The organism is Marinococcus halophilus (genome assembly GCF_900166605.1).
Taxonomy (GTDB): Bacteria; Bacillota; Bacilli; order Bacillales; family Marinococcaceae; genus Marinococcus; species Marinococcus halophilus.
The window spans coordinates 177,809-196,419 of record NZ_FVZD01000005.1 but is presented as its reverse complement, the minus strand read 5'-3'; the positions used below and the strand labels follow the sequence as shown (position 1 = coordinate 196,419).

Below are 18,611 nucleotides of genomic sequence, written 5' to 3'. Positions count from 1 at the left end.
TTCCGGAAGGTTTCTTTACTTTTATGATCCTTTATTTGCCACTGCTTCACGTTCGGTGATAGCCTGCTTGGCAGTGATCAGGGAAAGCTTATAAACATCGTCTATGCTGCAGCCTCTTGAAAGATCGTTTACCGGCTTGTTCAAGCCCTGGAGAATCGGGCCGATAGCATCATAGCCACCGAGACGCTGGGCGATTTTATAGCCAAGATTTCCTGACTCAAGGCTTGGGAAAATAAATATATTCGCCTCGCCGCGGAGCGGAGACTCCGGTGCTTTCTTCTGAGCTACAGCCGGGACAAACGCAGCATCAAACTGGAACTCCCCGTCGATAACAAGGTCTGGACGAGTCTCCTGGGCCGTTTTTGTCGCCTCAGACACCTTCTGGGTTTCCATGGAGGCAGCCGAGCCTTTGGTAGAGAAGCTGAGCATCGCTACTTTTGGATCGATATCAAACGATTTCGCCGTTTCCGCGGTGGAAATAGCAATCTCTGCCAATTCGTCAGCGTTTGGCGATATATTAATAGCGCAGTCTGCGAATACGAATTTCTGGTCTTCTTTCACCATAATGAAGACGCCGGACGTTTTTTGAATACCTGGCTTCGTTTTAATAATTTGAAGCGCCGGACGGACGGTATCTCCAGTAGAGTGGGCGGCCCCGCTGACAAGTCCGTCTGCGAAATCCATATATACGAGCATCGTGCCAAAATAATTGACGTCTGTCAGCTTTTCTTTTGCTGTCCGCTCTGTCTCTTTTCCTTTTCGGCGGGCTACAAAAGCTGCTACAAGCTCGTCCATTTTTTCATACGTTTTTGGATTGAAGATCGTAACGTTATCCAGAGAGACACCTAAATTCGTGGCACGCGTTTCTATTTCCTGTTCATCTCCAATGAGAATAGGTGTGAGGACATTCTCTTCTCCCAAACGCGAAGCTGCCTGAACAACACGGTCGTCGTCTCCTTCCGGCAGTACGATGGAAGGATGCTCTTTTTTCACCTGATCGTAAATGGATGCGAAAAGATCGCTCAACAAAATACCTCCTCTAAATATTGTAAACAAGTGTATATCGTATTGATTTTATTGTAGTAGTTTTTCAGATGTTACGCGAAGCTTTTGAAGCCTGCCTCAAGATTGTCTATTATGAAAATGCCTGTTTCGTTTTCATACATTAGCATACTCCTTCTGCCGTGAAAAATAAACCAAGACGAATAAATTCAATGATTTGTAAATTTTCACACTTTTGACTTCTTTTAATTCCTGGCACAGAGGGCATTAACATTTACCAAAGGCGGCTGCTCCTGTCACAAATTGCTCAATCATATTCGTTTTGGACGCTCGTGTACTATGGTATAGTGGGCAACGGAAGGTTTAGAAGAAGGAGGAATCAAGATGAGCGAAGCTTCTCAAACACTGGACGGCTGGTACTGTCTCCACGACTTCCGCCACTTTAACTGGCATGCATGGAAGCAGGTGCCAAGCGAAGAGCGCGACCAGATGGTCAACGAATTTCATCGTATGATTGAAGGATTCCAAAAGGTCGAAGAGGCTGAAAAAGGAAGCCATGCTTTATACACAATCGTCGGACAAAAAGCTGATTTTGTTATTATGGTGCTTCGTGAAACGATGGAAGAAATTCATGATATTGAACTTGCTTTTGATAAATCCGGGCTGGCAGCTTACACCACCCCTGCCTATTCGTACGTTTCCATTGTGGAGCTTGGAAACTATACGCCACCGGAAGATGACAGTGATCCTCTTGATAACCCGTGGATCCGTGGCCGCATTTATCCTATTTTGCCGAAATGGGAGCATTTCTGTTTCTACCCGATGGATAAAAAACGGGAAGGCGAAGACAACTGGTACTCACTGCCGATTGATAAACGCCGCGAACTAATGAAGGCCCACGGCATGACCGGACGGCAGTATGCTGGAAAAGTAAAACAGATTATTACCGGCTCTACCGGCCTCGATGACTGGGAGTGGGGAGTTACTTTATTTGCTCATGACGCTCTTCAGTTTAAAAAGCTCGTATACGAAATGCGTTTTGATGAAGTTTCTGCCCGTTACGGGGATTTCGGAGCGTTTTATGTCGGAAATATTCTCGAACCCGAAAAGATTCAGTCTTATTTTTCCGTATAATAGAGCAAACCGCCAACAAGCGCATACGCTTGTTGGCGGTTTTTTGTCTCTTGAGAGAATTCATGCAGCTTCTATTTCCCGGGAAATAGTTTAATTCTAAAAGCCTTTCACGCTTCTTCGGACACTGTATTCTTTCTACAATGTCTTCTACCGAATGCATACGGCATGCATACGGCCCGTCCATATTTTTATAAATGTATGCTTCCCTGGCTGCTGAAATATTAACCACCCTTTGGACCATCGAAACAGAAAGGTTCCGGCTCTTTTCACACCAGGTTCCAGGTTGCTATTTTTACAGTTAAAGCTTATAATCATCCTCGGACTAAAATTGTATGTGCCGTCGCTGCCTTTCTGGCGGCGATTTTTATATGAAGACGCATCATCCAGAAGAGGAGGAGCCGTATGACCTGGGATATGCTGACCGTAATCGGCACCATTGCGTTTTCCATCAGTGGGGCGATTGTTGCAATGGAAGAAGACCTTGATATATTCGGGGTATTATTTTTAGGATTTATTACTGCTTTTGGCGGGGGAGCGATTCGAAATATTTTAATCGGGGTTCCTGTATCCGAACTTTGGAGCCAGGGATTGTTTTTTCAAGTTTCTTTCTTTTCAATTTTGCTGTTCGTGTTGTTTCCAAACATCTTAATGAAGCACTGGCATAGCTGGGGGTCATTTTTTGATGCTATCGGCCTTGCTTCCTTTGCGATGCAGGGGGCCCTCTTCGCTGTGGAAATGGGGCATCCGCTCAGCGCTGTTATCGTGGCAGCAGTACTCACGGGCAGCGGCGGCGGGCTAATTCGCGACGTATTGGCCAACCGAAAGCCAATGGTGCTTCACTCCGAAGTTTACGCGCTTTGGGCACTCGTCGGCGGGCTGTTTATTGGAATGGGCTGGGTTACCGGCGGCTTTGGTCTCTTCTTATTATTCGTGCTGCTCGTTTCCGGACGTGTATGCTCCTACCGTTTTCAATGGAAGCTTCCCCATCGCACTATTCCATCCATGTAGTTCCTCCTGCCGGTCCCCGGCAGGTTTTTTATACCGTACGGGGCTTTAATGGTTATTATAATAATACATAAAGCAGAAGTTAAAAATAAATCCATGAAAAAAGAGGCGCTCTATACAGAGCAGCCCTCCACACTTTCATTTATGCTGTTTTTTTGCTTCTTTTCTTGCCGTAGATGCCTGTAGCAATCTCCGGGGCTTTCTGGAACAAATATACTCCGATGAGAGCGGAAAGAAGAATAAAAATACTACTGAAGGTCCTTAGCGTACCAGTGGCAAGCGCCGCAATAATAATGGAGAATTCTCCGCGCTGAGTTAAAGACAAGCCTGCACGCAGGGCTACTTTGGACGACAGGCCATATAGCTTTCCACCTGCGAAGCCGACGATTATTTTAGCAGCCAACGACCAGGCGAGCAGTACGAGAAGCATTGGAATCATCGGTACTCCTTCCCCCACCTCAATGGTTGTTCCGAAGTAAACGAAAAACATCGGCAGCAGCAGGTCGCGAAAACGCACCACTAACCCTTCGAGCACGTCGCTTCGCTTGACTTCGGCCAGAATAATGCCTGCCAAAAAGGCGCCCAGCACTTCGGACAGATTCAAGTATAGGGCGATACCTCCATATGTGAGCGCAATACCAAATACGAAAAGGAGAAAAAAATCTTCATCCATATAGCGGTCCACGAATGAACGCAATTTTCGGAAAATAAGTATTCCGAGCAGTACAGCTCCTGCGACTAATATAATAATTTGAACGAAGGTCCATCCCAGCGTGCCGACAGTAACCCCGCTGCCGACAGTCATACTGACAAGCACTGCCACCAGCACCGGCGCAAATAAATCTTCAAAAATAAGAAGGCCAAGGATAAATTCCGACTCCGGACTGGCCATTCGTTTAGAGTTCTCAAGCATTTTAGCTGTAATCGAGGAACTCGTGGCATAGACGACTCCACCTATAATCAATGCTTCAAGCCATCCAAGCTCAAACAAAAGCGCAATACCAGTCGTGACCCCGAAGCTGAGGACAATATCAAGAATACCAGCCCGAAAAACTTTGGTGGCAACACGGATAAGCTGACGGACCGGAAATTCCATTCCCAGCATAAAAAACAGCAGGACAATCCCGATCTCCCCTGCAAAATACAACAGATGCGAATCTGCCAGCCAGCTGCTGACGACAATTCCAATCAATAGATAGATAATGACGTCGGGGAACCGCATTTTAAAAGAGAGCCATCCCCCGATAAACAGCACGAGCAGCATCAGCCCCGCAGCAAGCAATTCAGGCATTTCCGGCATAAGAACTATCCTTTCGCCTTACAAACTTCTTCAAAGCGACCAATAATGTCTTTTTTTCCGACCACAAGAAGTGTGTCCCCGGCCTGAATGATGAAATCATCCTCGGGTTTCGGAAGAATATCCTTATCTCTCATGATGCCAACGATAGAAACTCCCTCCGGTATTGAAGTCTGGGCTTCTTCCACCGAGCGTGTATCCATCTGGGAGCCTTTTTTCACTTTAATCCAGTCAACTAACATTTTCTTTCTCAATAAACGGAAGCGCTCAAAGCTTTCTTCATCCACCGGTTCATCGTGAACGCCTAGCAGGCGGGCACCCAGTTCCTTTGCTTCATCGGATGTGAATATAGTGGAAAACAGCGCCTCGTCATCGTCTTCGTCTTCAACGAAATAAATTTCTCTTTTACCGCTGTGGTGTACAATCATGACCGTAGTGATACCGTCCCGGTTTTCAAACGATACTCGTTTTCCTACTCCAGGCAGGTCATGTTCTCTGATTCTCATTTGCCATTCCTCCTGTGCCTTTTCTTTATCCGTCAAAAACGGTGCATCCAGCTGTCAAACGCCTCCACGAATTTTCGTACGTGCCGCGTTATTTTTTCATCTTCAAGCATACCTGAATCTTTGTTCGTTTTTTTTGCCACTCCTGCCACCAGCATTTTCGGCCCGGGCATCACATAGGCCTCGGCTGCTGTAAGTGTCTGCCGGACCTGGTACTGCGATAAGGCCGTGCCGCCACTGCCGGGAGTTGCTCCGGCAAGCGCAAAAGCACGGTGGGTCAGAGCAGAATGGGCAGGTGGACTCGACGCCCAGTCCAGGGCATTTTTTACCACCCCCGGCATCCCATTGTTGTATTCCGGGGTCACGATAATGACTCCATCGGCACGCATCATTGCAAGCTTGAGCTTTACTACGGCTTCAGGGGTCCCCACTTCTTCTACATCGGCATGATAGAGCGGAATATGATGCAAAAATGCTTCCTCAACTTCCCAATGCTCCGGAAACTCTGCTTTCATCAAATCCAACAGCTTTCGATTGTAGGATTCCTTCCGCAGACTCCCGCAGATTACTGTTACGTTCATCTGTTCCCCCGTCATAAACTTCACCGCCTTTACGATCACCTTCTAGCCTCATTATACATTTTTTCTACTCTTTTACTCTAGCAATCATACTTTTTTTAAAAGATTAGAGACGTGTTTTGACTTCTCGGTTTATTTACATTAGCATATGCTTATATAATAAAATCAATAAACGGAAGCCGCATCGTTTTCGGCCCCGCCTGGAGGTACTTATGGACACCCTATTCGCAATCATTATCTTTCTTATCACACTTGTATTAGTTATTTGGCAGCCGAAAAACTTAAATATTGGCTGGTCAGCCTGTGGAGGCGCAATTATCGCTCTCATCGCAGGGGTAGTGAGCTTCGGTGACGTTGAAACCGTCATCGGAATCGTATGGAACGCTACCCTCGCCTTTGTTGCTATTATCATTATCAGCCTGATTTTGGACAGGATAGGCTTTTTTGAATGGGCCGCTCTGCATATGGCTAAAATCGCCGGAGGCAGCGGCCTGCGGATGTTTATTTACATAATTCTGCTTGGAGCTGTTGTGGCAGCACTTTTCGCCAACGACGGAGCCGCCCTGATACTAACGCCGATCGTGCTGGCGATGGTCAGAGCGCTCGAGTTCAAAGAACGTATGATTCTTCCGTTTGTCATGGCCAGCGGCTTTATCGCCGATACCGCTTCCCTGCCGCTGATTATCAGCAACCTCGTCAATATTGTTTCCGCCGACTTTTTCGGTATCGGCTTTATTGAATATGCTACCCGGATGATTATCCCGAATTTCTTCTCTATCGGGGCAAGCCTTCTTGTTTTGTACCTTTTTTTCCGAAAAGATCTTCCCGGACGGTATGACGTCAAGAAAGTCAAAAATCCAAAGGACGCGATTCGGGACGTCAAAATGTTCCGGCTTTCCTGGGTGGTGCTCGCGGTCCTTCTCACCGGATACTTCGTCAGCGAGTTTGCAGCGGTCCCCGTTTCTGTTATTGCCGGTGTCGTGGCGTTATTCTTCCTGTTGATGGCCCGCCGCAGTCCGGCCGTTGAAACGGGCAAAGTATTAAAAGGAGCTCCCTGGGATATTGTTTTCTTTTCAGTAGGGATGTACGTCGTCGTTTACGGTCTCCAGAATGCCGGGCTTACCGAGCAGCTGGCGGTCGTGATACAGGCTGCTGCTGATCAGGGATTATTTGTCGGAACACTTTCGATGGGCTTTATTGCCGCTCTCTTGTCCTCTATCATGAATAACATGCCGACAGTGATGATTGACGCTCTGGCTATTTCAGAAACAGCTGTGTCCGGCACGGTACGCGAAGGCCTTATTTACGCCAATGTGATCGGCAGCGACCTTGGGCCAAAGATAACACCAATCGGGTCACTCGCTACTCTGCTGTGGCTTCATGTGCTGCGACAGTTCGGCTTTCATATTTCCTGGGCTTATTACTTTAAAGTCGGTATCATTTTGACCATTCCTACGCTGTTTATTACTCTTGCCGGCCTATACGTATGGCTTTTAATCATTGGAAACTGAGCGGAAAACGATCGACTATTTCCTGGGAAATATAACGTGTTCTATGTTCGAAATAGGGGCATCCGCCATGTTTCCTGTATGAATTATTTGAATAACAGCGGTTTTGTTGTTACCCTTGGCAGAGTTGCAAATAATAAAGATCCAGCGCCCGGCTTCGCGCATTTTATGCTTTGCGGAGAGCAGGGGATGTATTCAGCAGTTTGCAGAACCAGAAAAAAAGGTATAGCTATATTCTATACAGGTTTAAAAACAAAGGAGGCTCACCCTTGGAAATTACAAACGGTGCTAAAGCAGTACTAGAACCACTTATGGAAGAAAACAACATGGATCACCTTCGCGTAGCAGTCGAAGAGATGGAAGATTCCTCTCAAATCGGCCTTGTGCTTCAGGATCCGCAGGAAAACGACCAGGTGGTAGAAGCAAACGGCATTAAAGTAGCAGTCGACAACCGGGTTACTGACTTGATGCAGGACGTTACACTCGACACGCAGGAGAACGATGACGGCGAAACACAGCTCGTGATGGCCGGACTTCCGGAAGCTGAATAATTAAACGCCATCAAGCAGTTCTGCTTTTAAAGCAGAACTGCTTTTTTTCATTTCAACGCTGATTTTTGTCCGATCGGGCCGAAATTTCGGCTTGCTTATTTAACTCTCCTTACCCCGTCACCATTCCAGGCACCTTTTGTAGTGCCTACATTGTTGGCACGCTCCTTGCATATATTTAGGATGCATCCTGCAAAATTACAAGGAGGGGTCCACTCATGAAAGCAGCAGTAGTTAATGAATTTCATCAAAAGCTGGAAATCAAAGATATCCCAGTACCCGAGCTTGATTACGGGGAAGTGCTTGTCAAAATTCATTCCTGCGGGGTCTGCCATACCGATTTGCACGCGGCTCACGGGGACTGGCCGGTTAAACCGAAGCTTCCCCTTGTGCCGGGCCACGAAGGTGTAGGCACTGTAGAAAAAGTCGCGGAAGGAGTCAAATCCATCAAAGCCGGAGACCGCGTCGGCATTCCATGGCTCTACTCTGCATGCGGTGAATGTGAATTCTGCCTGTCCGGAAGAGAAACCCTGTGCCAGCAGCAGTTGAATGCCGGCTATTCCGTCGACGGAGCATATGCGGAATACTGCAAAGCGCCGGCCCACTATGTAACAAAAATTCCGGACAGCCTGGATTTTGATACAGTAGCCCCGCTCTTTTGTGCTGGTGTTACGACCTATAAGGCGCTCAAAGTCTCTGAAGCCAAGCCAGGCAGCTGGGTTGCTATTTTTGGCATCGGCGGCCTCGGGCACGTAGCTGTACAGTACGCAAAAGCTATGGCTTTAAACGTCGTCGCTGTCGACATTCGCGATGATAAACTGGAGCTCGCGAAGGAAATGGGCGCAGATATGACTATTAACAGCATGAACGAAAATCCGGGAAAAGTGTTGATGGAAAAATTAAACGGAGTGGAAGCGGCTATCAGCACAGCTGTCAGCCCCAAAGCGTTTGAACAGGCTTACTCTACGGTCAAAAGGGGCGGAAATTTAGTTATTGTAGGTCTCCCTGTGGGAGAGCTTCCCATCCCAATTTTCGATACGGTGTTAAACGCGGTAAATGTGAAGGGCTCCATCGTCGGCACACGCAAAGATCTGCAGGAATGCCTTCAACTAGCGGCCAAAGGCAAGATCCGTCCGATTATTGAAACAAAGGAACTGGATGACATTAACAATGTATTTGATTCAATGGAAAAAGGCGACATCAACGGCAGAATTGTACTCAAAATTCAGGACTGAGTACCTGACAGATTTATGAAACACTTACACACGGCTTAACCCGGGCGGGCTCCTCTTCCCGCCGGGTTTTGCCCCATTGTGCTGCCACAGTTATTCATTCAGCCAGTAGCGCAACTTTCGTGTATTTACCCCGAGTATCTCCGCAGCCTCCCGGCGATTTCCACGCGTAATCATTAAAGCATGGTCGATAATATCCCGAGCACTTCTCTTTTCTTCATTTCGTATATTTTCGATAATGCTTTCAAGCGATAAATAGTTTTCCTCTTCAAGCTCCTGCTTTTTCTCCCTGAGCCATTCCCTGGATACAATATGGTTCTGTGCAGCAGTCCTCCTGACCGGGGCCCTCATATTTATATGCCGGCGCTCAATTTTCCCGTCTGCCTCCGCAGCCGCTCTCACTAATACGTTTGTCAGCTCACGAATATTACCCGGCCAGCAGTGAGCCTGCAGCGTTTCCAAAGCTTCTTCACTAAGGACTGCATCTTCTGAAATTTCCTTATAAAGGATCAAACGGCTAATCTCGGGGATATCTTCCTTACGCTCCCGCAACGGGGGCATTGTCAGACGCACGACATCAAGCCGGTACAGCAGATCCTCACGAAAGTTTTCAGCTAATGCAGCAAGGTGTAAATCCTGGTTTGTAGCAGCGATAATGCGGGCTTGGGTTTTGATCGGACGCTCCCCGCCTACCCGGTAAAATTCTTTCGATTCAAGCACCCGCAGTAGCTTCACCTGGGTTGATAAGGATGCTTCGCCAATTTCATCGAGTAAAAGCGTACCCTCTGAAGCCATTTCAAAATACCCCTTCCTCATTTTTTGCGCTCCAGTAAACGCTCCTGCTTCATGACCGAATAGCTCACTTTCAAGTATCTGCTCTGGCAGGGCGCCGAGGTTCACCCCAAGAAACGGGCGCTCCCTGAGACCGGAAAGCTCATGAATGAAGCGAGCAGCCACCTCTTTTCCAGTCCCCGTTTCCCCATCGATTAGGATCGTCAGTGGCTTCTGCGCAAAGCGCGCAGCCAGCTGGATGACCTTCTGCATTGCTTCACTTGTTCCCATTATCATACCACTTTGTGCGGCCGCCTGTTCAATTTGGTCATCGGCTTCAAGGTTCTGCTTCGGCTGCTGTAATTTTTCTTCAATAATGCTGATGTCTTCAAACGGTTTTTCAATATAGTCCTCGGCTCCAAGCTTGACCGCTTCTACAGCTGTGTCAATCGTACTGTAACCCGTCATGACAATGCAGCGGCAGGAAGGCTGAGTCTGTTTCAGGTCTGCGAGCAGCTTCAATCCATTCGTGTCGGGCAGCTTTAAGTCGATAAATGCCAGTTCATACAAATGGTTCTGGCCGCGCAGGCGTTCGTATTCTTTTCCATCATGGGCAAGGTCAATATGATGGCCCTGCTCTACAAGCAGGTAACGGAAAAACGTGCCGATATCGTAGTCGTCGTCAATTACTAATATTTTCATGTTTGCCCCCTTTTTCTAACGGCAGCTTCAACTGGAAAATAACCTCTTTGCTTTATTAACACCGCATTCAGTACTTTCTTTCCAGCAAGGAGAAAAAGAGCAGGTTTTGTACAATCCGGTCCCTTTCCCTCGTAATCTTCAATCTTTCCTCCGTTATTGAGACCGCTTACTAAATATGTATTTATTATCGCTCAGCCCCAGCGATTGTGCAAAGACTTCCCACGTCTTTAAGTACAAATAAAAAAGCACAGAGCGCCCCTGTGCTCTGTGCTATCCTAAAGCTACATCCAGCACCATCATAACGCTGAACCCGATCATCAGACTGAAAGTAGCCAGCCGTATGTTCCCCTTTTCCTGCGAACCCGGAATAACTTCCTTCGCCACGACAAATATCATTGCACCCGCTGCAAAACTGAGAGCAAATGGCAGCAGCGGCTGAATTATGATTACAGCAGCAGCACCAATCACTGCAGCCACCGGTTCCACAAAACCAGACAGCTGTCCATAAAAGAAGCTTTTCTTTTTCGATACTCCGTCCCGCCGCAGCGGCATCGAGACTGCAGTGCCTTCCGGAAAGTTCTGAATACCGATGCCAAGAGCAAGAGCTACGGCTCCCGCAAGCGTTGAGCTGCTGAATTCTGAGGCCAGTGCCCCGAACGCAACACCTACAGCCAAACCTTCAGGAATGTTGTGCAGCGTAATCGAAAAAACAAGCATTGTCGTCCGGTGCTTGGCGTACTTATCTTTTATCTCTGTAAAATACGTATCCTCGTTCATCATCGGGATGACTCTATCCAACAAAAGAAGAAACACGCCGCCAAGCAAAAAACCAACAACAGCCGGTAAAAAAGGTATCTGTCCCTGCTCTTCTGCCATATCAATGCCTGGAGAAAGCAGCGACCAGAAACTTGCAGCAATCATAACCCCTCCGGCAAATGCCAGCAAGCTATCCATCAGCTTCTGGTTATTTCTATTCGTAAAAAACACTACTGCAGCCCCCGCCGCGGTCATGCCCCAAGTAAACAAAGAGCCGATTAATGCCTGTAGTGTAGGATGCAGCTCCGCAAACCATTCCATAATACAATCCCCTTTTTGCTCTATTAAAAAAAGTTTCCCTAAGGAAAATCTAACATTATTCTATTCCTTGAAATGGAAGCTTGTCAATTTATAAACGGAAAGCCGCCCCTGGTACAGGAAGCGACTTCGTTTATTGCTATTAAATAATCGTGTTGACGCCTTCGGTATCTGTCACGATAAGAAGAATTTTCCCCTCATCGAGTTCATCCTCATATTCGTGGGCTTCTTCCTGTGATAAACCAATTTCCTGTAATTTGTTGCGAAGCTCATCACCTTTTTTGCTGAACATATTTCCTACTGCGTTTTTTAATCCTTCTTCTTTCATTCCGACGGTATTGGCATTCGCATTTTCTGCGATACGTCCGGTACGATCGTTATCATGGGTCATAACGTACACGTTCTTTTTATCGATACCCTTTTCAGCCAGACGCTGAACGTCCTGCTGCAGTGCTTCATCATTGGTATATTCTCTAACAAATGGTTTCATAAAAGCCTCCTTTTGCTGCTTACTGCTACTCTTAATAAACAATTCTGGCTTTATTTAAACCGGCTGCCGTTAAACTCTTACTTTTCACCTATAGAGCGTGCGGTTCCATATAGTCCAAAAACTTTGTTTCAAATAAGTGGACATTATAATTAACCAGGCCTACCACCGTTTTTGTAATAAAGGAATCTTCATTGGCCTGGCCCGGCTCATAGTTTGATTTAATAATGCCATATTCTTTAAATGTGTCATTATGAATGTTTTTCAAATCCTCCCTGGCTTTTTCCAGGTCTTTCACAGTGTAAGTCACCTGTGATCCTGCTTCGCAACAGTCCGGAAACCTTCCCCGGAGTAGCTCTGCCGAACGTTCCATAATGTTCAGAATGATTTCTGATTTGTGTCTCTGCGATTTCATCGTTTCAGGCTGCATTTGCTCAATGTCTTTCATATGGTGCTTTTCCTGGATAATTATATCATCCAAAAAAAGAATAATTGCATGAATCTTGTCGGAAATAAATACTACTTCCTGGTCCTCTCTCTGCATTATGAAGCCACCTTTATTAGATTTTAGTTAACCTGTGCCTGTTGCCCTAAAATCTATACCCTTTTTATCCTTTTATCATACGGTGAATTTTATAATGCCTCCGTCCATTTGCAATACTTAATAAACGAGGCTTGTCATTACATTTCGGTTTCAAAGGCTTCCCCGCCGACAGTTTTAAAACGTCACAATTTTATCCTAAGGCAGGGATAGTGTTCCACGTGAAACAGCTGTGTGTAGAAAATCAACTACTCTCAGCTGAGCAGTTGATTTTTTGCACTATGGCTGAAATATTAAAACGTCAAAAAACAACCTTTGGCAAAAACAAGTGTTCACGAAGATCAGGAACGTATGCCATACTAAAAAACCGCGCTCTTCTATGAAGAGCACGGCTGCGCGGGTTGTTGCAATTAAACAGGCTGTTTTATTTTTTGCTAGCTGCCGGTCTTTTCTTTGCCGGTCTATTTTTATGGCTTAGCCTTTACTTTCCCTACATACACATTATATAAATATATTTACCTGCTTTTAACCAATAGATTGACAGCTTCCTGAATCAGCTCTTCGCTGTCTTCTCCTTTCTCTATCTGCTCACGAACGCATTCTTCCAGATTTGTGCTTACTACAAGGCCAATCGTGCGGTCAAGCGCTGTGCGCGCAGCATTCATCTGGGAAACGAGCTCCTTGCAATCCTTTTCTTCTTCCATCATGCGCAGAATGCCCCGGACCTGGCCTTCCACCCGTTTTACCCGGTTTTTCATCTGATCATTGTATTCCATCAAAACTTCCTCCTTTCAAATAGATTATTTATATGTCTGTCATTTATCTTTTCATTACCCTAAGGGGTATATAAAAAATATAAACGCCACTGCTGAATTTGTCAAACATATGTATAAATACAACAGCCCACGCACAGCCGTTAGCCTTTAAAATGTTTTCGATCCTTGCAATCCCCTTCTTTCTTTCTATATGATAAAAGAATAAGACTATACAGATAGCGGTGACTGAGCGTGTTAGAAGACACAGGAGAACGAATCATCCCTTCAAAAATGAAACCGACCAATGGTATGCTGCTCGAACATATGGCCCGTTATTATTTTGCCATGCCTTATGCCAGGGGGCGTTTGCTCGATATTGCCTGCGGGGTCGGCTACGGAGCCCAAATGACGGCGAAAGGAAAAAAACGCGAAGTGGGTCATGTTCTCGGCGTCGATATTGATGCTGAGGCAATCACATTTGCCCAAAAACACTATTATCATCCCCAGCTTTCCTTTCAGACCGGAGATGCACTTGACGAAAATCTTCCAGCACGAATAGGTACATTTGACACCATTGTTTCTTTCGAAACCATTGAACACGTGCCTGATGACCATACCTTTATGAAACGCATGTATGCCCTGCTCCGGCCTGGAGGTACGCTCGTCGTTTCTACGCCATTCGGCCGGGGAAGAGACAGACCCAGCAATTCTCCTTTTCACTACCACCAGTTAACCCTGGAGGAATGGAAAGAACTTTTAACCGATAAAGCCTGGCCCTGGCAGGAGTTGCAGCTTTATTACCAGCAGGGCGTCGCTTTCGAACGGTCCGCTCGTCCGGGTGTCCACTATCCTTTTGGCGTCGCTGTATGCATTAAACCGGAGAAATAAACACAGCAAGATCCCGTGCCTATTCCGGCCGGGATCTTTTTCTAAGCTCATTTCTTTCACGCAGTATCGCCAGTTCTGTTACGAGCTTCTTCTGGTCTTCATATGAAATATTTCCTTCAAGCAATGATTGAATTTCTTCCAGTCTTTCCCTGTCCTCTTCGTTTAAATAGCGAAGCTCTTCTTCCATGAAGGTCGTCCTTTCATGTGCAGGATAAAATATTTATTCTGGGCGGATACTGATAATCTGTTTGGCCTGACTGATGATGGTAAGCGTCCGGAGCCACCGGACCACTGTAAAGGCTACTATCCCCGTGAACAGTGAAAGCATAAAAAAGGCAAAATTCACCGCCATGCCCGGCAGGTTCAAATCAGTTATTACCAGGAGTAAAAAGATTATAAACAAAAGAACACTGATGGCAGCCATAATCCCCCACCGTCGGCACTTTTTCCGGTATTCCTCTAAAAAGTAAAGCGTCCAATGGTCCTGAAAGGAAGAAGCGTCTTTTTCCCCTTCGAATATGTGAAGAACTGGAGAAGAGCAAAGAAGCGTCCACTCATCTTCAGAAATTTTTCGCAGTCCCTGATAGTCTTTCGACATAATGAACTGGTATTCCTTTTCTTCTTCTCTTACTTCTGACAACGAATACCCGAGCAGAGAGCAGTCCTGGACCTGCCATCCTTTTTGACGCTGCTCCTTCAAACGGCTTTTTTCTTTGTCATAAGTAGTGAAAGGCATAAAAGAAAATAAAAATTTGGTTTCTCTTCGCAAGTAACTATACACCTCCTGTATATGAAATACACACAGTTGGAATTTAATAAGATAAAAACGATGAAGGGCAGATTAGCGCCGGGGAAGATCATAAGATTGAACGAAGTATATATCTTTATGCTACCATGAGCTATCTGCAGTCACAAATACTCTACCTGCCGCCGACTTCGGTTCAGGCGTTCTCCGCTGCTTTTCCCATAAGCCTCAGAAGTCTTTCTTTTTCTTCCTTTGTAAACTCTTTTGTCATAATTTCTGTCCATTCCTGCATTGTTTCCACGACTTCTTTTTCTATTCTCCAGGCCGCACCAGTAAGAAAAAGGGTCTTTTCTCTCCGATCTGAAACGCTGTCTTTTCGGTAAAGATACCTTTTTTTCAAGTCTTTTTATTGCGCGCGTGACGGTGGCTTTGTCCGTCACTATCTGCCTTGTGATATACTCCTGCGATACATTTCCCTGTTCATACAGCGTTAAAAGTACAAGCCCTTCTGTATTCCCTAAACCAAAATGATTGAACCGTTTATCGATATACTGGTGAGTAAAACGCTGAATAATGGCAGCCCATTTGCCAACAGAATAAATTGTTATGCTATCTCTTCTCCTCCGAAACTGTACGGCCCTGGAAAGCTTTAAACAGAAAAACAAACGCTGCTGCGACCGCTGTGATTCCTGAAAAGGCATAAATAAATTGATTGGGGCCGAGCGGTCTACCCGCCAAACGACCGATAGCATTCAGCACAAGCGGAGACAAAAACTGCCCAAAATACATAAAGCTTTGCACTGTTTTCCTTTGGCCAGCGCATTAATAATTAGTTGCACGCGCAATTAATGTGCCTGTCTATACTTCTCCAGCATAAAAAAAGCAGGCCGCAGCCTGCTTTTACGCACTCTCGTTATAAAATAAAATAGAAGCAATCATAATCATATAGCCAGTCACTACCACTAGCGAAGGGAGCATGTAGGTAAACGCATTTCTGGTCCGGTCCCTTTTCACAATGATCATTACGAGCCCCGTGAGTACGAACCCGGCTACAGCCACCACCGTGGTCTGGTTGCTCGTATCCACCCAAATACTCCCGCCGCGGTAAAAGGCGTCTCCGATCGCTGTTACGAGTACGTTGAAAATATTGCTTCCAAGAATCGTACCAATCGCCATATTCACATTGGCAAGCCTCAGCGCTACAAATACGCTAACAGCATCCGGCAGGGAAGTGGCAGTTGCGACCAGAATACTGCCGACCGCTGTAGCGCTTATTCCCGTAGTAGTCGACATAATGTCTCCGGATATAGACAGAGTGCTTCCGGAAATAAAAATAATCACAGCAAACGTGATAAATTTAATAATGGTTCGCCGGATGTTTACATTTTGATCCGGCGAAGCTGTTTTTTCCTCTTCAGCAGTATCGTTCTGCTTTTGGGATATATAAAACATGCCGCCGAGGTAAATAATAACTACCAGTAAGCTGATAACACTTACGCCAAAATAGGAAAGCGGGTAGTGAAGTATTAGGCCGCCGGCCGTCACTACGCAGAGCAAAAGCGCAATGATGGCTGTATAAAGATGATCATCTGATACTTTAAGAAATAACCGTTTGTTTCGAAAGTAAATATCCAGTAAAAACAAAAAGAAAATATTAAAAATAATACTTCCAAGTCCGTTCCCTACTGCGATATCGGCGTTGCCAATCACACTAGCCGAGATCGTCGCGGTTAATTCAGGAAGAGACGTTGCAACGGCCAGAAGGATAGTACCCGCAAGCAGACCGCCAATTTTCGTATTTCTGCTGATAATATCTGCATAGCCTGACAATTTCACAGCTGAAAACACTGAAACTGCAGCAGAAAGTATAAATGCAACGATTGATAAAGTAGCAGTAATAAAGCATTGACTCCTTCCATCTATTTACAAATCACAGCTTCGCACTTTTAATATTAAAGAACTCCTTCCCGTTTTACCCTCTCGAATATGATAGTAACCTTCATTCTCTTATTCTCAGGAGGCACTACAGGATATTTAAATATTTAAAATAGTAAAAAGCTTTTATCCCTGCAATGACTCCAAACGAAAAATATTATAAACATCTCCGAGGTTGCACGCGAAACTATCACATGGTTTTCAGGCCAGCCTAACGCCAGTTCTCATATTGGCCCTGGATACTGTCTATTTCTATTAAACAGCGCTGCAGACCCGGCGTTGGGCAAAGCTGGTTGTAACGACGAATTTTTTTATTTATTTTGCTGATTTCTTTTTTTATACGGTGTTCAGAGGCCTTTTTATACAACTGCTGGTTCAATACTTTCTCGAGCTCTTCCCGTATTTCCCGCTGAAGCCGAACCCACGAAGGCACAAATCCATTTCGCTTTAAAAGCGTATCAAAGGTGTCGTTCTGCAGATATTCTTTCGAAAGCGGCTCCCCACGTCCCTGCAGGTTGTCAAAACCGCCTTTTTTTTCGTGCTCCCGGATTAATTCACCAATCGGGTCGCGGTACGTTAGTCCTTCTTTTTCATCAGCCAGCTTCTCATTATATTCCTTCGATAACGCCATCTGTTCTGCTCCTTTATTCTAATGATAATTTTATTTTAACAAACAGAGCGCAGAGAGTCCTTCTAGAGACTTTCCCAGGCTTCTTCCGCCTCTTCCATAAGACGCTTAATCATGGCAGCTGCCGGCTCCTGTACACTAAGGCGTGTTCCTTGGCCGCTCCATAGAGACATAAATGCAGACTCGTTTTGCCTGGCCGCTTCCCGGCGAATTGGCTGGGTAAGCATGTTCTGGACTGGATACGGCGGCCATTTGTGATCAAGCGCTTCCATCCACGCCATCATTTTATTCGTTATTCCCCTGGCCGGCTTGCCGCTGAATATAGTAGTAATGGCAGTGTCAGTTTCTTTACTCGTTAATACAGCCTGCTGGTGGGCGGGCGGGGCACCGCTTTCCCTGCATGTTAAAAACGCAGTGCCCATCTGCACGGCTTCCGCGCCCAGAGCATGCGCAGCCAGAACACCACGACCATCCATAATCCCCCCAGCTGCAATAACTGGAATATCGACTTTATCTACGACCTGCGGTACCAGGGCCATGGTTCCTACCATCGCTTTCTCAAACGATTCTGCAAAGGTACCCCGATGTCCGCCTGCTTCACTTCCCTGGGCCACCACTGCGTCCATTCCTGCCTGCTCATTCCGGGCAGCTTCCTCCACGGAGGTGGCGGTGCCGATCAAAAAGACGCCGTGGGCTTTCAGCCGCTTCATTTGTTCAGGAGAAGGAAGCCCAAAGGTAAAGCTGCAGATTTCAATTTTTTCTTCTATAACAACTTCGAGCTGTTCTTCAAAAAAAGAGGGCAGCTTTTCGGGCACTGGTGCAGAGTCTAAATTTAACTTTTTATGAATCAGGGAGAGCTTTTCATTGGCTTTCTGCACATCTCCAGGAACCACTTCCGGGGTTTCCGGCACAAAAACGTTCACCGCAAACGCACCCTCTGTCTGCTTTTTAACACGTTGGATGGCAGAACGAAGATTCTCCGCGTGCATATACCCGGCTCCTATAGTTCCAAGTCCGCCAGCTTTTGTGACTTCTGCTACTAACTCCGGGGTAGTGATCCCGCCTGCCATCCCGGCTTGAATAATGGGTTTTTCAATTCGAAGACGCATAAGTAATTCAGGACGTGCCGCCATGTATGCTCTCTCCTTTATGACAATGTTTTATACAATTAATTGGAAATGTATTTATTATATCACGACACCAGACACGCCTGAATCTTTTGCATCGAGCCTAAAGTTTCAGTATGCGTTTTTCGAACAAAAAAACAGGGGGCATAAG

21 protein-coding genes are annotated in these 18,611 nt (G+C 46.0%); 6 read left to right on the top strand and 15 right to left on the bottom strand.

The genetic code is table 11. The features are described from left to right. Positions 1-21: 21 nt before the first annotated feature. Positions 22-1,026, bottom strand: a complete 1,005-nt coding sequence (gene pta / locus B5066_RS03415) for a phosphate acetyltransferase (protein ID WP_079474556.1) — start codon at positions 1,024-1,026, stop codon at positions 22-24. Positions 1,027-1,386: 360 nt separating this feature from the next. Here pta and hemQ point away from each other — a divergent pair, with 360 nt between their 5' ends. Both hemQ and B5066_RS03405 read left to right on the top strand, forming a co-directional pair. Further along, the gene (gene hemQ / locus B5066_RS03410) at positions 1,387-2,136 is read left to right on the top strand and encodes a hydrogen peroxide-dependent heme synthase (RefSeq protein ID WP_079474555.1); all 750 of its coding nucleotides are present in this window, start codon (positions 1,387-1,389) and stop codon (positions 2,134-2,136) included. A gap of 402 nt (positions 2,137-2,538) precedes the next feature. Next, entirely contained in the window at positions 2,539-3,144 is a 606-nt protein-coding gene (locus B5066_RS03405) for a trimeric intracellular cation channel family protein (protein ID WP_079474554.1), read from the top strand. Between the two features lie 139 nt (positions 3,145-3,283). Here B5066_RS03405 and B5066_RS03400 read toward each other — a convergent pair whose 3' ends face one another. Genes B5066_RS03400 through B5066_RS03390 form a run of 3 tightly spaced genes read right to left on the bottom strand, consistent with a single transcriptional unit; the run spans position 3,284 to position 5,561 of the window. After that, complete coding sequence (locus B5066_RS03400) at positions 3,284-4,441, bottom strand: cation:proton antiporter (RefSeq protein ID WP_079474553.1); 1,158 nt, start codon at positions 4,439-4,441, stop codon at positions 3,284-3,286. A gap of 5 nt (positions 4,442-4,446) precedes the next feature. Beyond that, positions 4,447-4,944, bottom strand: a complete 498-nt coding sequence (locus B5066_RS03395) for a cation:proton antiporter regulatory subunit (RefSeq protein WP_079474552.1) — start codon at positions 4,942-4,944, stop codon at positions 4,447-4,449. 32 nt (positions 4,945-4,976) lie between these two features. After that, positions 4,977-5,561, bottom strand: a complete 585-nt coding sequence (locus B5066_RS03390; protein WP_079474551.1) for an NADPH-dependent FMN reductase — start codon at positions 5,559-5,561, stop codon at positions 4,977-4,979. Positions 5,562-5,731: 170 nt separating this feature from the next. Between B5066_RS03390 and B5066_RS03385 the strand changes: the two genes are divergently transcribed. From B5066_RS03385 to adhP, 3 genes are all read left to right on the top strand, one after another. Continuing rightward, positions 5,732-7,030, top strand: a complete 1,299-nt coding sequence (locus tag B5066_RS03385) for an arsenic transporter (protein WP_079474550.1) — start codon at positions 5,732-5,734, stop codon at positions 7,028-7,030. A 266-nt stretch (positions 7,031-7,296) separates the two neighbouring features. Next, positions 7,297-7,578 carry an iron-sulfur cluster assembly accessory protein gene (locus B5066_RS03380; protein ID WP_079474549.1) on the top strand — a complete coding sequence of 94 codons (282 nt, stop codon included), beginning with the start codon at positions 7,297-7,299 and terminating at the stop codon, positions 7,576-7,578. 215 nt (positions 7,579-7,793) lie between these two features. Beyond that, complete coding sequence (adhP, locus tag B5066_RS03375) at positions 7,794-8,810, top strand: alcohol dehydrogenase AdhP (RefSeq protein WP_079474548.1); 1,017 nt, start codon at positions 7,794-7,796, stop codon at positions 8,808-8,810. A gap of 90 nt (positions 8,811-8,900) precedes the next feature. On the opposite strand, the gene B5066_RS03370 is transcribed toward adhP, so the two are convergent. The 5 genes from B5066_RS03370 to B5066_RS03350 all read right to left on the bottom strand — a co-directional run bounded on the left by B5066_RS03370 (position 8,901) and on the right by B5066_RS03350 (position 13,158). Continuing rightward, complete coding sequence (locus tag B5066_RS03370) at positions 8,901-10,280, bottom strand: sigma-54-dependent transcriptional regulator (protein ID WP_079474547.1); 1,380 nt, start codon at positions 10,278-10,280, stop codon at positions 8,901-8,903. 270 nt (positions 10,281-10,550) lie between these two features. Further along, positions 10,551-11,357: a ZIP family metal transporter gene (locus B5066_RS03365; protein WP_244897337.1), complete on the bottom strand. Its 807-nt coding sequence runs from the start codon at positions 11,355-11,357 to the stop codon at positions 10,551-10,553. 139 nt (positions 11,358-11,496) lie between these two features. Then, positions 11,497-11,844, bottom strand: a complete 348-nt coding sequence (locus tag B5066_RS03360) for a YflT domain-containing protein (RefSeq protein ID WP_079474545.1) — start codon at positions 11,842-11,844, stop codon at positions 11,497-11,499. A gap of 88 nt (positions 11,845-11,932) precedes the next feature. After that, positions 11,933-12,385: a hypothetical protein gene (locus tag B5066_RS03355; protein WP_079474544.1), complete on the bottom strand. Its 453-nt coding sequence runs from the start codon at positions 12,383-12,385 to the stop codon at positions 11,933-11,935. A gap of 512 nt (positions 12,386-12,897) precedes the next feature. Continuing rightward, positions 12,898-13,158: a metal-sensitive transcriptional regulator gene (locus B5066_RS03350; protein WP_079474543.1), complete on the bottom strand. Its 261-nt coding sequence runs from the start codon at positions 13,156-13,158 to the stop codon at positions 12,898-12,900. 231 nt (positions 13,159-13,389) lie between these two features. On the opposite strand from B5066_RS03350, the gene B5066_RS03345 reads away from it, so the two are divergent. Continuing rightward, the gene (locus B5066_RS03345) at positions 13,390-14,025 is read left to right on the top strand and encodes a class I SAM-dependent methyltransferase (protein ID WP_233133247.1); all 636 of its coding nucleotides are present in this window, start codon (positions 13,390-13,392) and stop codon (positions 14,023-14,025) included. 19 nt (positions 14,026-14,044) lie between these two features. On the opposite strand, the gene B5066_RS16655 is transcribed toward B5066_RS03345, so the two are convergent. The 6 genes from B5066_RS16655 to B5066_RS03320 all read right to left on the bottom strand — a co-directional run bounded on the left by B5066_RS16655 (position 14,045) and on the right by B5066_RS03320 (position 18,466). Then, the gene (locus B5066_RS16655; protein WP_158219092.1) at positions 14,045-14,212 is read right to left on the bottom strand and encodes a hypothetical protein; all 168 of its coding nucleotides are present in this window, start codon (positions 14,210-14,212) and stop codon (positions 14,045-14,047) included. 33 nt (positions 14,213-14,245) lie between these two features. Continuing rightward, entirely contained in the window at positions 14,246-14,794 is a 549-nt protein-coding gene (locus B5066_RS03340; RefSeq protein WP_079474541.1) for a DUF2812 domain-containing protein, read from the bottom strand. A gap of 140 nt (positions 14,795-14,934) precedes the next feature. Beyond that, on the bottom strand, positions 14,935-15,471 hold the full coding sequence (locus B5066_RS17070) for a MarR family winged helix-turn-helix transcriptional regulator (protein ID WP_425320077.1): 537 nt from the start codon (positions 15,469-15,471) through the stop codon (positions 14,935-14,937). A gap of 199 nt (positions 15,472-15,670) precedes the next feature. Further along, positions 15,671-16,651 (bottom strand): sodium:calcium antiporter, encoded by a 981-nt coding sequence (locus tag B5066_RS03330; protein WP_261763955.1) that lies wholly within the window; start codon positions 16,649-16,651, stop codon positions 15,671-15,673. Positions 16,652-16,916: 265 nt separating this feature from the next. After that, on the bottom strand, positions 16,917-17,336 hold the full coding sequence (locus tag B5066_RS03325) for a DnaJ family domain-containing protein (RefSeq protein ID WP_079474538.1): 420 nt from the start codon (positions 17,334-17,336) through the stop codon (positions 16,917-16,919). A 62-nt stretch (positions 17,337-17,398) separates the two neighbouring features. Next, a complete protein-coding gene (locus tag B5066_RS03320) occupies positions 17,399-18,466 on the bottom strand; it encodes an NAD(P)H-dependent flavin oxidoreductase (RefSeq protein ID WP_079474537.1) in 1,068 nt (355 codons plus the stop codon). Positions 18,467-18,611: the final 145 nt, after the last annotated feature.